This window comes from Thalassococcus arenae, from assembly GCF_019104745.1.
GTDB lineage: Bacteria > Pseudomonadota > Alphaproteobacteria > Rhodobacterales > Rhodobacteraceae > Thalassococcus_B > Thalassococcus_B arenae.
On sequence record NZ_JAHRWL010000002.1, the window covers coordinates 983,410 to 997,035 of the forward strand.

The 13,626-nt window shown below is 66.9% G+C and carries 14 protein-coding genes and 1 pseudogene; 9 read left to right on the forward strand and 6 right to left on the reverse strand.

The annotated features are described in order from the left end of the window. Window positions 1-94: 94 nt before the first annotated feature. From msrB to KUH32_RS16140, 4 genes are all read right to left on the reverse strand, one after another. The gene (gene msrB, locus KUH32_RS16125; protein WP_217779617.1) at window positions 95-556 is read right to left on the reverse strand and encodes a peptide-methionine (R)-S-oxide reductase MsrB; all 462 of its coding nucleotides are present in this window, start codon (window positions 554-556) and stop codon (window positions 95-97) included. A gap of 153 nt (window positions 557-709) precedes the next feature. Then, complete coding sequence (locus KUH32_RS16130; protein ID WP_217779618.1) at window positions 710-1,279, reverse strand: fasciclin domain-containing protein; 570 nt, start codon at window positions 1,277-1,279, stop codon at window positions 710-712. 98 nt (window positions 1,280-1,377) lie between these two features. Next, the gene (locus KUH32_RS16135; RefSeq protein WP_217779619.1) at window positions 1,378-2,064 is read right to left on the reverse strand and encodes an anti-sigma factor; all 687 of its coding nucleotides are present in this window, start codon (window positions 2,062-2,064) and stop codon (window positions 1,378-1,380) included. Beyond that, window positions 2,061-2,609, reverse strand: coding sequence for a sigma-70 family RNA polymerase sigma factor (locus KUH32_RS16140; RefSeq protein ID WP_217779620.1), 549 nt, complete (start codon window positions 2,607-2,609; stop codon window positions 2,061-2,063). The genes KUH32_RS16135 and KUH32_RS16140 overlap by 4 nt, the downstream gene beginning before the upstream one ends. Before the next feature lie 89 nt (window positions 2,610-2,698). Here KUH32_RS16140 and cobS point away from each other — a divergent pair, with 89 nt between their 5' ends. Both cobS and cobT read left to right on the forward strand, forming a co-directional pair. After that, window positions 2,699-3,685, forward strand: coding sequence for a cobaltochelatase subunit CobS (gene cobS, locus KUH32_RS16145; RefSeq protein ID WP_217779621.1), 987 nt, complete (start codon window positions 2,699-2,701; stop codon window positions 3,683-3,685). 70 nt (window positions 3,686-3,755) lie between these two features. Further along, entirely contained in the window at window positions 3,756-5,636 is a 1,881-nt protein-coding gene (cobT, locus tag KUH32_RS16150; protein ID WP_217779622.1) for a cobaltochelatase subunit CobT, read from the forward strand. Here cobT and KUH32_RS16155 read toward each other — a convergent pair. Further along, a complete protein-coding gene (locus KUH32_RS16155) occupies window positions 5,620-5,814 on the reverse strand; it encodes a hypothetical protein (RefSeq protein WP_217779623.1) in 195 nt (64 codons plus the stop codon). The two genes, cobT and KUH32_RS16155, sit on opposite strands and share 17 nt — an antisense overlap. A 152-nt stretch (window positions 5,815-5,966) precedes the next feature. Between KUH32_RS16155 and KUH32_RS18660 the strand changes: the two are divergent. The 7 genes and pseudogenes from KUH32_RS18660 to KUH32_RS16190 form a co-directional block, all read left to right on the forward strand. After that, a pseudogene (locus KUH32_RS18660) lies at window positions 5,967-6,233 on the forward strand (winged helix-turn-helix domain-containing protein); the annotation flags it as partial. A 31-nt stretch (window positions 6,234-6,264) separates the two neighbouring features. Further along, complete coding sequence (locus KUH32_RS16165) at window positions 6,265-7,134, forward strand: alpha/beta fold hydrolase (RefSeq protein ID WP_217779624.1); 870 nt, start codon at window positions 6,265-6,267, stop codon at window positions 7,132-7,134. 52 nt (window positions 7,135-7,186) lie between these two features. After that, window positions 7,187-8,371 (forward strand): alpha/beta hydrolase, encoded by a 1,185-nt coding sequence (locus KUH32_RS16170; protein ID WP_217779625.1) that lies wholly within the window; start codon window positions 7,187-7,189, stop codon window positions 8,369-8,371. A gap of 60 nt (window positions 8,372-8,431) precedes the next feature. Beyond that, window positions 8,432-10,204 (forward strand): aminopeptidase P family protein, encoded by a 1,773-nt coding sequence (locus KUH32_RS16175; protein WP_217779626.1) that lies wholly within the window; start codon window positions 8,432-8,434, stop codon window positions 10,202-10,204. A 57-nt stretch (window positions 10,205-10,261) separates the two neighbouring features. Then, window positions 10,262-10,606, forward strand: coding sequence for a DUF427 domain-containing protein (locus KUH32_RS16180; RefSeq protein ID WP_217779627.1), 345 nt, complete (start codon window positions 10,262-10,264; stop codon window positions 10,604-10,606). 132 nt (window positions 10,607-10,738) lie between these two features. Beyond that, complete coding sequence (locus KUH32_RS16185; protein ID WP_217779628.1) at window positions 10,739-11,161, forward strand: hypothetical protein; 423 nt, start codon at window positions 10,739-10,741, stop codon at window positions 11,159-11,161. A gap of 116 nt (window positions 11,162-11,277) precedes the next feature. Continuing rightward, window positions 11,278-11,931 carry an SH3 domain-containing protein gene (locus KUH32_RS16190; RefSeq protein WP_217779629.1) on the forward strand — a complete coding sequence of 218 codons (654 nt, stop codon included), beginning with the start codon at window positions 11,278-11,280 and terminating at the stop codon, window positions 11,929-11,931. 16 nt (window positions 11,932-11,947) lie between these two features. Here KUH32_RS16190 and KUH32_RS16195 read toward each other — a convergent pair whose 3' ends face one another. After that, a complete protein-coding gene (locus KUH32_RS16195; protein WP_254899188.1) occupies window positions 11,948-13,621 on the reverse strand; it encodes a chloride channel protein in 1,674 nt (557 codons plus the stop codon). Between the last annotated feature and the right edge of the window lie 5 nt (window positions 13,622-13,626).

Consider the following 13,626-nt stretch of genomic DNA (forward strand, 5'->3'; position numbering starts at 1 on the left):
CGACCCCCAGGTCAGATGCGTCAAGCGAGTAATTTCACTCACGGAAAAGGCCTTTGGGATCGCCCAAAGGCCTTTTTTCGTGCCGGATGGCGGATCACGCTGCGGCGAATTTCAAGCTCACGCCGTTGATGCAATGCCGGGTGTTCGTGGGCGGTGGGCCGTCCTTGAAGATATGGCCCAGATGCGACCCGCAGCGGCGGCAATGCACCTCGGTCCGGGTCATGAAAAAGCGCCGGTCGGTGCTGGTGCCCACCGCGTCGGGCTTTGCGCGGGTGAAACTGGGCCATCCCGTGCCGCTGTCGAACTTGTCGGCCGAGGAATAGAGCGGCAGATCGCAACCGCGACACAGGTATGTCCCGGCGCGTTTTTCCGCGTGCAGCGGCGAGGTAAAGGCCCGTTCGGTGCCGTGTTTGCGCATCACCTTGTATTCCAGGTCGTTCAGCATGGCGCGCCATTCGGTATCGCTTCGCGTGACTTCGAATCCCGCGGCCGTGCGCGCGGCGGATGCCAGGCCCATGGTCGCGGCGGCGGTGGCCAGAAAACTGCGTCGGTTCATGTCTTTCTCCGGGTTTGCGTCCAGCTTGCGCGGATGGGTGGCGGAATCAACCGACACTTCTGCACGATCGCGCGAGCGCCGGGTGGGTTCGGGCGGGTTCGGGCCGGTTCGGCCGGGGATCGACCGAACCGGACCCGCCACAGCATACGGGCCTTATTGCTTGGGCAGCAGCACCCGGTCGATGACGTGGATGACGCCGTTGGACTGGACGACATCGGCAATCGTCACCGTGGCATCGCGCCCGTTTTCGTCCGTCAACGTGATTGTGTCGCCCGACAGGGTCGCCCTGAGCGTGCAGCCGCCCAGCGTTTCGACCGGATGCGCGCCGCCATCGGCCGCGATCATCCCGGCGATGGCATCGGACATGGCGCTGGCGGCGACGACGTGGCAGGTCAGGATCTGCGCCAGTTGCGCCTTGTTCTCGTCCATCATCAGCGCGGCCAGGCTGTCCTTGGCGATCATGTCGAAGGCGTCATCGGTGGGTGCAAAGACCGTGAAGGGCCCTGCCCCTTTCAGCGTTTCGGCCAATCCGGCCTGAACCACGGCTGCGACCAGTGTCTCGTGATCCTGCGAGTTCATCGCGTTGTCGACGATGGTCATGGTCGGCAACATCGCGGCGCCGCCGACCATCGGGTTTTCCGTCTGGCTGTGACTGGCGGCCTGGGCGGCACCGGTTGCGACCAGAACGGCGGCCGCCTGGGCCAGGATGCGGTTGAATTTCATCGTGTCTCTCCTCGATCTGCCCGGCCCGTTCGGGGCAGGGTCAGACGAAGACACGGAATGCGGTGCCGCAGAGTTTCGGATCGACGGTCACAACACGATCACGACGCCGCGAGCGTGCCCGCCGCCAAAACGGCGCCGGTGGGCGCACCGGTGGGCGATCCACCGGGCGGTTCGTCCGACACGGCCAGCGTCGCACCGTTCAGGCGGTCGGCCAGCAACGGTGGCAGGGCGATCACGGCGCCGCCCGGCGGCACCAGCCCCAGCGAGACCGGCGCGGCATCGGGGGCCGCGATCAGCCACAATTCCAAAGCACGGCCTTCGGGTGCCGTGCCGACCACCGGACCCAGGCGCAGCGTGGCATCGGTGGGGTCGAAGGCGGCGGTCAGCGTGATCGTGCCATCGGCCGGAACAAGCTCGGCGCGCAGCGGCGTGCCGCCGGGGCCCAGCAGGTCGCCGGACAGAACCAGCCAGGCCAGAAGCGAAGCGGCGACGGCGCCCGCCAGATAGGGCCAGAGCGCGCGCCAGACCGGCGGTTTGCCGGTGGCCAGAGCCTGCGCCTCGGCGCGTTGCAGCACCTGCAGCGGCGCCTCGATCTCGGGCAGGTCGTCTGTCAGCGTCGCGAAATACTCCGACCAGGCCTGCACATCCTGCGCCAGATCCGGATCGGTCGCCATGCGCGCTTCAAAGACGCGCGCCTCGTCCTCGGACAGAAGGCCCAGCACGTATTCCGCCGCCGCGGCTTCGTCGCCGCCGGGCAGGTCGTTTCCGGGATCGGTCGCGCTCATCGGCTCAGGCACTCCCTCAGTTGCATCAGGCTGCGGCGCAGCCAGGTGCGCACGGTATTCAGCTTGGCGCCGTGGGCCGCGGCCATCTCGGCATAGGTGGCGCCGTCCAGATAGACACTGCGGATCATCGCCGCGTGGTCCGGGTTCAACGTGTCCAGGCAGGCTTGCAACGCCCGCGCCTCGGATCGCGCCACGGCCTGCGCCTCGGGGCCCGGGGCCGGATCGCGCAGCCGTTCGATCGCCTGACCGTCGCCGTCCAGGGGCAACCCGCCGATGCGGCGGCGGCGATCCACGGCGGCGTTGCGCGCCAATGTGATCAGCCAGGTCATCGGGGATGCCACGCCTTCGCGATACATCCCCGCCTTGCGCCAGATCGTGACATAGACTTCCTGCAGCGCCTCCTCGGCCAGTTCCTTGTCGTTCAAGACACGCAGGCAGATGCCAAAGAGTTTCGCCGAAGTCCGGCCATAAAGCCGGCGGAACGCCTCGCGGTTGCCCATCGCGACACGGGCGATCAGCCCCTCTATCTCGTCCTGCGGCGACATGGCGTTCGTTCGGCTCGCTTCCCCTTGCCCCTTACCGCGATATGTTGCACCAGAGGCGGACAGCACGCGACGAGAAGGACAAGACCAGCATGGCGGACGGCATGATCGACATCAACGCGAAACCGACCGAAGAAATCGAGGTTCGTGAAATGTTCGGCATCGATTCGGACATGGTGGTTCACGGTTTTCCCGACCGGACCGAGCGCGTGCCCGATATCGACAGCACCTACAAGTTCGACCCCGACACGACGCTGGCGATCCTGGCGGGGTTCCGCAACAACCGACGGGTGATGATCCAGGGCTATCACGGCACCGGCAAGTCCACCCATATCGAACAGGTCGCGGCGCGTCTGAACTGGCCCTGCGTGCGGGTGAACCTGGACAGTCATATCAGCCGGATCGACCTGATCGGCAAGGATGCGATCAAGCTGGTGGACGGCAAGCAGGTGACGCAATTCCAGGAAGGCATCCTGCCCTGGGCCCTGCGCAACCCCACCGCCATCGTCTTCGACGAATACGATGCCGGCCGGGCCGACGTGATGTTCGTGATCCAGCGGGTTCTGGAAACCGACGGCAAGCTGACGCTGCTGGACCAGAACGAGGTCATCACGCCGCACAAGTATTTCCGCATCTTCGCCACCGCCAACACCGTGGGCCTGGGCGATACCACCGGGCTGTATCACGGCACCCAGCAGATCAACCAGGGCCAGATGGACCGCTGGTCGCTGGTGGCGACGCTGAACTACCTGTCGATCGACGCCGAAACCGCGATCGTGCTGGCGAAATGCCCGCATTACAACAACGACAAGGGCCGCAAGCAGGTGCGCCAGATGGTGACGGTCGCCGATTTCAGCCGTCGCGCCTTCATGAACGGCGAATTGTCGACGGTGATGTCGCCCCGCACCGTGATCGCCTGGGCGCAGAATGCCGAGATCTTCCGCTCGGTCGGTTACGCATTCCGCGTGTCGTTCCTGAACAAGTGCGACGAGCTGGAGCGCCAGACCGTGGCCGAATTCTACCAGCGCTGCTTTGACGAGGAACTGCCCGAAAGCGCGGCCAGCGTGAGCTTGGGGTAAGGGCGATCGCGGCCCGAATGAATGGCCCGGTCACGACCGGGCAAGACGGAAAACCAGGAGCTAGGCGCGCATGAAACGCGACAGCGACAACCCCGCCGATCCGTTCAAGAAGGCCCTGGCCGAGGCCACCAAGGTCATGGCCGACGACCCGGACCTGTCGGTCTCCTATTCCGTCGATCCCTCGGGCGTCAGCGGCGACACGATGCGCCTGCCCCAGGTCAGCCGCCGGATGACCCGCGACGAGGTGTTGCTGGCCCGCGGCACGGCGGATGCGCTGGCGCTGCACCACCGCTATCACGACAACGCCACCCACAGCCGCTATTGTCCGCCCGGTGACATGGCACGCGAGATCTACGAGGCGATGGAGACCGCGCGGTGCGAAGCGATGGGCGCGCGCGACATGCCCGGCACCGCCGGCAATATCGACGCCAAGATCGGGCACGAGGCGATGCGGCGCGGCTATGGCCAGATCACCCAGGCCTCCGAAGCGCCCCTGCCCGTCGCCGCGGGCTATCTTATCCGCCACCTCGCCACCGGACGCGATCTTCCCAAGGATGCCGCCCACGTGATGGAACTGTGGCGCGGCTTTATCGAAGACCAGGCAGGCGGCACGCTCGAGGATCTGGGCGACAAGCTGGACGACCAGGCTGCGTTTGCGCGCTTTGCCCGCCAGGTCATCACCGACCTGGGGTATGGCGACCAGCTGGGCGACGACCCCGACGACATGGACGACCAGTCCGACGACGCGGCCGAGGAAGGTGCCGAAGAGCCCGAGGAACAGCCCGACAGCACCGGCCAGGACGACGACCAGGACGAAAACGCCGAGGCCAATCCGGAAAGCAGCCAGGACGAGACACAGGACCCCAGCCAGGCGCAAGTCAGCCTGGACGAGATGGCCGAAGACCAGATGGGCGACGAGATGGAGATGCCCGAGGGCGAGGCGCCGCTCGAGCCGCCCGCGCCGCAGCCGATCTCCGAGGCCGATCCCGACTACCGGGTGTACAACACCGACAATGACGAGGAAATCGCCGCCGAGGACCTGGCCGAACCGGTCGAACTGGAGCGCCTGCGCGCCTATCTGGACCAGCAGCTGGAACCGTTGAAAGGCGCGGTCAGCCGTTTGGCCAACAAGCTGCAGCGCCGGTTGCAGGCGCAGCAAAGCCGCAGTTGGGAATTCGACCGCGAGGAAGGCATCCTGGATGCCGGACGGCTGGCGCGTGTGGTGGCCAATCCCACGACGCCGCTGAGCTTCAAGGTGGAAAAGGACACCGAGTTCCGCGACACCGTGGTGACGCTGCTTCTGGACAATTCCGGGTCGATGCGCGGGCGGCCGATCTCGATCGCCGCGATCTGTGCGGACGTTCTGGCCCGCACGCTGGAACGCTGTTCCGTCAAGGTCGAGATCCTGGGTTTCACCACCCGGGCCTGGAAGGGCGGACAAGCCCGCGAGCGGTGGTTGAACTCGGGGCGCGAACAGCAACCCGGGCGCCTGAACGACTTGCGCCACATCGTCTACAAATCCGCCGACGCGCCGTGGCGACGGACCCGCGACAATCTGGGCCTGATGATGAAAGAAGGGCTGCTGAAGGAAAACATCGACGGCGAGGCGCTGGAATGGGCGCACCGCCGTATGATCGGGCGGCCCGAGGCGCGCAAGATCCTGATGGTGATTTCCGACGGCGCCCCGGTGGACGACTCAACTTTGTCCGTCAACCCCGCGAATTACCTTGAAAAACACCTGCGCGACGTGATCGCCATGGTCGAGCGCAAGAAGCAGGTGGAGTTGCTGGCCATCGGCATCGGCCACGACGTGACGCGCTATTACGACCGCGCCGTAACGATCACCGATGTCGAGCAGCTGGCCGGCGCGATGACCGAACAGCTGGCCTCGTTGTTCGACAAAGACCCGCGCGCCCGGGCCCGCATCCTCGGGATCAGGCGCGCGAGCTGACCGGCTTGACCGGTGCGCCGTGACGCGGCGCCCGGGAAAAGACCGCCGCGACGAAGGCACGAAAGGCGGCGCGTCTTGCGCTGCGGCGCTGGTGGTTCGCCTGGCGCAGGTCATCGCTTGCGGGAACGTGGCGTGCGGCACGGTGGGTCATGTGAGCGGTGTCGAAGGGGGTGAACATCGCGGCTCTCCTTGGTTGATGTCCCATCCTCGCCCGGACCGCGGCGGCGCGCTTGAAGACAGTCCTGTCTTTTCCCTTGGAAACCCCTGAGAAACGATCCGAAGCTTGCGGAAACGCTTGTGACGGACCCGGTAGCGGCGTTTACTTTCGCCATGCGCCACGCCTTTGCCACCTGCCTGCTGGACACGGACACGCTGAGCCTGACCCGTGCGGGAACGCCCGTGCCCGTCGAGCCTCAGGTCTTCGACCTGATCCGCCTGCTGGTCGAGAACCCGGGCCGCGTGGTGACCCGCGACGAAATCGTCGAGGCGGTATGGAAGGGCCGCATCGTGTCGGGATCCGCCATCTCCGCCCGCATCGCCGCCGCGCGAAAGGCAGTGGGCGACGATGGCAAGGCGCAGAGCGTCATCCGCACCGTGGCGCGGCGGGGCTTGCAGATGGTGGCGGGAGGTGACGGGCGACAGCGCGCCTACGCCATCGGCCCCTGCCACCCGCGCGCCGCCGGTCCGCTATGCCCGCAACCGGGCGGGCCGAACGCTGGCCTGGGCCGCCAACGGCACCGGCCCGCCGGTCCTGCGCATCGGCGCGCCGATGATCAACGTCGCCGAGCAGTGGACCTTCCCTTCGGAACGCCCGCTGATCGACGCGCTCTCGGCGCGCCATCGTCTGGTGCATTTCGATGCCTCGGGCTTCGGACTGAGCGAACCGAGCCCCGAACCCTTTCAGATAGATACCCTGATCGACGACATCCTGACGGTGGCCGACGCGGCGGGGATCGACCGCTTTGCCTTTCTCTCGGAATCCGGCGCCTCGCTGGCCGCCGTGCGCCTGGCCGCGCGGCACCCGGACCGGATCACCAAAATGGCGCTGGTCGGCGGCTATGTCGACGGGCGCGCCCGGCGCGGGCCCGCCACTTCACCCGACCCGATCCGCGGATTGATCGAGGAAGGCTGGACCACCGGCGGCGGCGGTCTGGCGCTGGCCTACCAGCTGAGTTATTTTCCCGAGGGCCCGATGGATATGCTCAAGGCGATGGTCGAGCGCGAGCAAACGACCGCCTCGGAGGCGCAGATGCTGCGGCTGCGCGATGTCGTAAACACCGACAGCATCGCCGACATCCTGCCGCGCGTTCAATGCCCGACGCTGATCGTCCAGGGCCGCAGCAACGCCGTGCATCCGCTGTCCGAGGCGCAAAAGCTGGCCGCGGGCATTCCAAAGGCCGAACTGGTGGTGCTGGATACCGCCAACCACGTCCCCCTGCCCGGCAACGCGGTCTGGGCGGACTACCTGGACATCCTGCTGGACTTCCTCGCACCGTGACCGGCGCGCCGTTTGCGCTTGCCGCAACGACGCTGCCCGGCAATGCTGGGTCATGAAATTTCGATTTGCCGATTGCGAACTTGAAACCGATACCCGCCGCCTGTCCCGCAACGGCACGGTCGTACCGGTGGAACCGCAGGTCTTCGACCTGATCACGCTGCTGGCGGCGCATCCCGACCGTGTGGTCAGCCGCGACGAGATCGTCGAGGCGGTCTGGCAGGGCCGCATCGTGTCCGAATCCGCCATCTCCGCCCGCATCGCGGCGGCGCGCAAGGCGTTGGGCGACGATGGCAAGGCACAGCGCGTGATCCGCACCGTGGCGCGGCGCGGGTTGCAGATGGTGGCGGAGGTGACGGAACACACCAGCCCGGCACCGGCCGCGTCGACCGCGCCAATCCAGGCCCACCAGGCGATCCGCTTTGCCCGCGCGCCGGACGGTGCCAGCATCGCCTATGCGCTGACCGGCGACGGACCGCCGCTGTTTCTGGCCTGGCATTTCCCCACCAACCTGGAACGCGATTGGTCGGACCCCGATTGCCGCCCGTTCTTCGATGCGGTCGGCGATGGTCGCCGCCTGCTGCGCTACGATCATCGCGGTTGCGGCCAGTCCGATCCGTCCCTGCCCGATATCGACCTGGATCGCGCGGCCGACGACCTGTACGCCGTCGCCGACGCCGCGGGGTTCGACACGTTCGACATGCTGGCGATGTCCGGCGGAGCGATCTTTTCGGTGGCTTTCGCCGCGCGCTATCCCGAACGGCTGCGCAAACTGGTACTGATGGGCGGCTACGTCGATGGCCGGTCGCGCCGCGGAGCCAAGCGACAGGACGAGAATACCGAGGCCATCGTCGCGCTGATCCGCGACGGCTGGACAACGCCCGGCAGCCCGCTGATCGGCGCCTGGCTGAGCGCCTATTACCCCGATGCCAGCCGCCAGACGGTGCAGAACTGGACGCGCAACATCCAGCTGGCCAGCGGGGTCGAGTCGCTTCTGGTGATGCGGTCGATGGTCAACACCGTGTCGATCGCCGATCTGTTGCCGCAGGTCCGCACGCCGACGCTGGTCCTGCACAGCCGCGACGACGCTGTGCATCCGCTGAGCGAGGGGCGCAAGCTGGCCCAGGGTATTCCCGGTGCCGAACTGGTGGTGATCGACAGCGCCAACCACAACCCCTTTCCCGGGATGCCCGGCTGGGACAGCTTTCTGAGCGAATTCAACGCTTTTCTTTCATCCTGACCGCACCGCCTCTGGCGCAGGGCGCGCAACTTGCTAATCTCCGCCGCGCAGGAGGGGACGATGTTCCAGAGTTTCACCGAAACAGCCTCGCCCGATCAGGGCCCGCCGCGGCTGGCGGCGTTGCGGGCGCGGATGGCCGAGGCCGGGCTGGACGGGTTCATCGTGCCACGCGCCGATGCCCACCAGGGTGAATACGTGGCGCCACGCGACGACCGGCTGGCCTGGCTGACCGGGTTCACCGGCTCGGCCGGGTGGTGCGTGGCGCTGGCCGACCGCGCCGGCGTCTTCGTCGACGGTCGCTATCGGGTGCAGATCAAACGGCAGGTGGCGGATGTCTTCGAACCGGTCGCCTGGCCCGAGACGTCACTGGGCGACTGGATTTCCTCCGCATTGCCGAAGGGGGTTATCGGATTCGATCCGTGGCTGCTGAGCGTCGAACAGAAGCGCGGGCTGGAGGCGAAGCTGGAGCAGGTGGCTCTTCGGGCCTGCGAAAACCTTGTCGATGCGATCTGGGCCGATCAACCCGACCCACCGCTCGGCAAGGTGATCGTGCAGCCGCCGGAACTGGCTGGCGAGGCGCATGGCGACAAGATCGCGCGCCTGGCCGCGGGGCTGGGCAAGGCCCGGGCGGCGATCCTGACGCTGCCTGACAGCATCGCCTGGCTGCTGAATATTCGCGGCAGCGACATCCCGCGCAACCCGGTGGCGCACGGTTTCGCCATCCTGCATGAAGATGCGCGCGTAACTCTCTTCATGGACGACAGAAAACTGGTGGATGTCACGGATCATCTGGGGCCGCGGGTCACTGTGCGGCCACCCGATGAATTCCTGTCGGCCGTCGCTGCGCTGGACGGCGCCGCGTTGATCGACCCGGCGACCTGTCCGGTCGCCGTCGCCGAAGCCATCGCCGGCGACATCGTCGAGGCGCCCGATCCCTGCCTTTTGCCCAAGGCGTGCAAGAACGCCACCGAACTGGACGGCGCCCGTTCAGCGCAACTGCGCGATGCGGCGGCGATGGTGCGGTTCCTGGCCTGGCTCGACGCGCAACCGGCCGGCAGCCTGACGGAAATCGACGTCGTCCGGCGGTTGGAGGCGGAACGGACGGCCTCGAACGCGCTGCGCGACATTTCCTTCGAGACGATCGCCGGCGCTGGAGCACATGGCGCCATCGTGCATTACCGCGTGACCGAGGCGACCGATGCACCGGTCGCGGACGGCCAGCTTCTGCTGGTGGACAGCGGCGGGCAATACGTTGACGGCACCACGGACATCACCCGAACCGTTGCGATCGGCGATCCGGGTGCCGAGGAATGTGCCGCCTTTACCCGCGTGCTGAAGGGCATGATTGCGGTGTCGCGCTTGCGCTTTCCCAAGGGCCTTGCCGGTCGCGACATCGATCCCTTCGCGCGCCATGCGCTGTGGGAGGCGGGGCTGGACTACGACCATGGCACCGGACACGGCGTCGGCAGTTACCTTTCGGTACACGAAGGTCCGGCACGAATCGCCCGCGCCGGCACCGTGGCGCTGGAGCCTGGCATGATCCTGTCGAACGAGCCCGGGTTCTACCGCGAAGGCGCGTTCGGCATCCGCATCGAGAATCTGATCGCGGTCGAACGCGCCCCGGCCCTGCCCGGCCAGACCGTGTCCGAGATGTATCGGTTCGAGACCCTCACATGGGTTCCGATCGACACCCGGCTTGTCGTTCCCGCCCTGTTGACCCAGGCCGAGCGTGACTGGCTCAACGACTACCACGCCGCGGTGCTCGACCGCGTCGGACCGCTGGTCGATGATCCCGAACGCGACTGGCTTTCGCTGGCCTGCCGGCCGATTTGACATAGTTGCGCAATACAACCCCTGTTTGACCGGGGGCGCCAAAACGGAGTCCCATCCATGACCAAGCACATCACCATCACCCCCGCCGAAGGCACCTGGGTCATCCGCGCCGGCGGGGCCGTTCTGGGCGAAAGCAGCAATGCGCTGGAACTGGTCGAGGGCAGCCATCCCCCGGTGATCTACTTTCCGCGTGCCGATATCGGCATGGCTTTCCTGGAAAAGACCGAAAAGACCACGACATGCCCGCACAAGGGCGAGGCGTCGTATTTTTCGATCATGTCCAAATCCAAGACCTACACCAACGCCGTATGGTCCTACGAGGCGCCCAAACCCGAGGCGGCGCGGATCGCCGGGCACCTTGCGTTCTACGAACAGGACGGCGTGACGGTCGAACAGGTCTGATCCGCACGCCCGCCCGTTATGATCCTTGCATAACGAGCGCTCACGATAACGATTAATATTTCAAGTTTTGCCGATGGCAGGATCTCCGGTAACCCGTCATGCATGACAGGTGAAAACCCGGAGATGCAGCGCATGACCGTTCTGGAATTCAAGACCGACGCGAGCGAGGCCAACCGCTTTGTCGAGATTCTCACGGCGGATGGCGGTGATATCGTCGGCTACCGACTGGGCGGCGCGCGGCCCGGCCCATCGCTGATGGTGGCGGGCTACGCGCCCTTGGCCCTGCAGGTCTTCGACCGGCTGCTGGCCCTGCCCACGCTGCCCTGGCTGCGCGGCACGCTGACGCTGGTTTCGCTGGGCGCGCTGAACGAAGGACGCACGGTTTGCGGGCTGGACCACGCCCCGAACCAACCGGTGGACGAGGTGCTGTTCCTGCCGTTCGCGGCCGATAGCGCGTTGCAGGACGCAGCCAGCCGGACCGGATACTGGATGGTGCTGCGGCTGTGCGCCAAGCTGGGCATGATCGACGGGCGCGGCATCATCGGCCGCCGTTGAAAGCCTGTCATCGGATAACCGCCCGCGCCGCCTGACCGGCCGGGCAGGCGTTATTGTCTAGCCACCGGGCCCCGGCCGACCATCGCGACATGCCACCTTACCGAAAGGATGTCCCGATGCTGCGACTGCTCGCTTTGCTCGCCGCCCTTGTGATTGCCACCTCTGCCCCGGCGGCGACTCATCTGTTCGTGGACGCGCCGCGCGATGGCGCGCTGAACCTGCGCGCCGGGCCATCGACCGGCTATTCCGTTCTCGAGGCGATGCCACATGGCAGCCGGGTGCGGGTCTTGTCCGCTCCGGGCACCTGGCTGAAAGTCGAAAGCGCGTCCGGCCGGGTTGGTTGGGCGCATGGCGGCTATCTGTCCGCGCAACCGGTGCTGATCGAGGTTCGCGACCCCGTGCCGGCCCCCGATCCGGTGCAAGAGCGCCGCTGGGTCGATGCGCCGGACGGAGCCTTGAACCTGCGCGGCGGCCCCGACACGCAATACGCCGTCCAATCGATCCTGCGCAACGGCGATGCCGTGACGGTTCTGGGAGACATCGGAAGCTGGAGCCTTGTGCAACCCGAAACCGGGCCGCTGGGCTGGTCCGCCACGCGCTACCTTGTCGACCGCGCGCCGCGACCGGACCCGGTGATCGCGCCGCCGACCGCCGTTCCGGGGCCCGTGGTGCCGATGATCGCGCGCATCGTGAACCGCTGCCGGGACGCCTATGAGCGCGACTTGCGCCGTTGCATCCGGCGCGAACTGGGCATGGATGCCGGCAGTTGACCGGCCGTGGCCCCGGTCAGGAGTGTTCTTCTGCAGCGGTCGCCGCCAGTGCCCGGTTGTAGGCCTTGAGCGCATCGACATGAAACAGCGCGCCCTGCAGAACGGGCGCGCCGTCCTCGCCATCCAGCGTCACCACCGGAAGGAAGGCGACCCCGGACTTGTCGAACATCGGCAGCGCGGTTTCCAGCGTCGATTGCGCCTGCACGAACAGCCCGCGATCGATCATCTCGAGACAGGCGGCCTCGTCCGCGGCGCGTTCGTCATTGGGCCGGCGCATCACGCTGCGCACCCGGAACATGGTCAGCAGATAGGCCTGCGGCCCGGCGGCCAGGTGCACGTTGCGCCGTTCCAGTTGGGTCAGGAAATAGCTGCGGTCGACCAGCCGCGCCGCCAGCGCGGTGGACATCGACACCGACACCATGACCGCCAGCCCGGTCTGCCAGTCCCCGGTCAGCTCGAACACGATCAGCGTGGTCGAGATCGGCGCACCCAGGACCGCCGCGGCCACCGCGCCCATACCCGCCAGCGCATACAGCGTGTAGGCGCCGGACTGGTCGGGAAAGACGCTGGTGGCGATCATCCCGAAGGCCAGCCCTGTCGTGGCGCCGACCATCAGCGAGGGCGAAAACACGCCGCCGCCCATCCGACCCGCAAGCGTGATCGCCACCGCGGCAACCTTGACGATGGTGAACACGATCGCCTCGTGCAGCAGCAGGTCGCCGGTCAGCGCACGCGACGTGGTCTCGTAGCCGACGCCGATGATATGCGGGTAGAAGATCGCGATGGCACCCAGGGCCAGCCCCGCCACCGAAGGGCTGAGCCAATGCGGCAGGCCAAGGCGTTTCTGGATCGCGGTTTCGATATCGTCGGCCCAGAAGATCGCCCGCATCATCAGCACCGCCACCAGGCCGCAGACCAGCCCCATCAGGAAGAAGGCGGGCAGTTCCAGGTAGAACTCGACCACCCCGGTGCCGGGCAGCGCGAATTCGGTCACGTCGCCATAGGTCAACCGGTTGATCACCGTGCCCGCGGCCGAAGCGACGACGATCGGCGCGAAGGCATGCACGGCGAAATGGCGCAGCACAACCTCGAGCGCGAAGAGCGCGCCGGCGATGGGCGCGTTGAAGCTGGCCGAAACCGCGGCCGCCACCGCGCAGCCCAAAAGGTCGCGCCCGGTGATCCCGTCGACCTTGAGCGCGTTGGCCACCCAGGTCGAAATCAGCGCCGCCAGATGCACCACCGGCCCTTCTCGCCCGGTCGAGCCGCCGGTGGACAGAGTGATGCAGGAACAGGCGACAGAGGCCAGACCCGCTTTGCGCTCGACCCGCCCGTCGTTCAGCGCCGCGCCCTCGATCACGTCGGCCACGGCGCGCACCCGCCCGTCGGGGGTGAACAGGTGCAGGATGATCCCCACCGCGATGCCGCCGAAGACCGGGATGACCAGGATCACGAACCAAGGCAGCGTTTCGGCGAAGGAATGCAGCAGGTGCACTTCGGTCGTGCCGTAGATCGCCGCCTGAAGGCTTTCGACCGCACCGCGGAAACCGATGGCGGCCAAGCCCGAAGCGATGCCGACGCCAAGCGCGATGAACCAGAATTGCACCTGCCCCGGCGCCTTGTGGCGCAGCATGTCCCAACCGCGCCCGCAGGCGTCGATGGTGTGGTTCAATTGCCGCCGAAAGGCACTCATGCGTG

What these genes read in the sequence shown, in the direction of transcription:
- KUH32_RS16185 (WP_217779628.1), top strand. Translation starts at nt 10,739, where the DNA reads ATGACCGTTCTGGAATTCAAGACCGACGCGAGCGAGGCCAACCGCTTT.
- KUH32_RS16130 (WP_217779618.1), bottom strand. Translation starts at nt 1,279, where the DNA reads ATGAAATTCAACCGCATCCTGGCCCAGGCGGCCGCCGTTCTGGTCGCA.
- KUH32_RS16155 (WP_217779623.1), bottom strand. Translation starts at nt 5,814, where the DNA reads ATGTTCACCCCCTTCGACACCGCTCACATGACCCACCGTGCCGCACGC.
- KUH32_RS16195 (WP_254899188.1), bottom strand. Translation starts at nt 13,621, where the DNA reads ATGAGTGCCTTTCGGCGGCAATTGAACCACACCATCGACGCCTGCGGG.
- KUH32_RS16175 (WP_217779626.1), top strand. Translation starts at nt 8,432, where the DNA reads ATGTTCCAGAGTTTCACCGAAACAGCCTCGCCCGATCAGGGCCCGCCG.
- KUH32_RS16190 (WP_217779629.1), top strand. Translation starts at nt 11,278, where the DNA reads ATGCTGCGACTGCTCGCTTTGCTCGCCGCCCTTGTGATTGCCACCTCT.
- cobT (WP_217779622.1), top strand. Translation starts at nt 3,756, where the DNA reads ATGAAACGCGACAGCGACAACCCCGCCGATCCGTTCAAGAAGGCCCTG.
- KUH32_RS16135 (WP_217779619.1), bottom strand. Translation starts at nt 2,064, where the DNA reads ATGAGCGCGACCGATCCCGGAAACGACCTGCCCGGCGGCGACGAAGCC.
- KUH32_RS16180 (WP_217779627.1), top strand. Translation starts at nt 10,262, where the DNA reads ATGACCAAGCACATCACCATCACCCCCGCCGAAGGCACCTGGGTCATC.
- KUH32_RS16170 (WP_217779625.1), top strand. Translation starts at nt 7,187, where the DNA reads ATGAAATTTCGATTTGCCGATTGCGAACTTGAAACCGATACCCGCCGC.
- KUH32_RS16140 (WP_217779620.1), bottom strand. Translation starts at nt 2,609, where the DNA reads ATGTCGCCGCAGGACGAGATAGAGGGGCTGATCGCCCGTGTCGCGATG.
- cobS (WP_217779621.1), top strand. Translation starts at nt 2,699, where the DNA reads ATGGCGGACGGCATGATCGACATCAACGCGAAACCGACCGAAGAAATC.
- msrB (WP_217779617.1), bottom strand. Translation starts at nt 556, where the DNA reads ATGAACCGACGCAGTTTTCTGGCCACCGCCGCCGCGACCATGGGCCTG.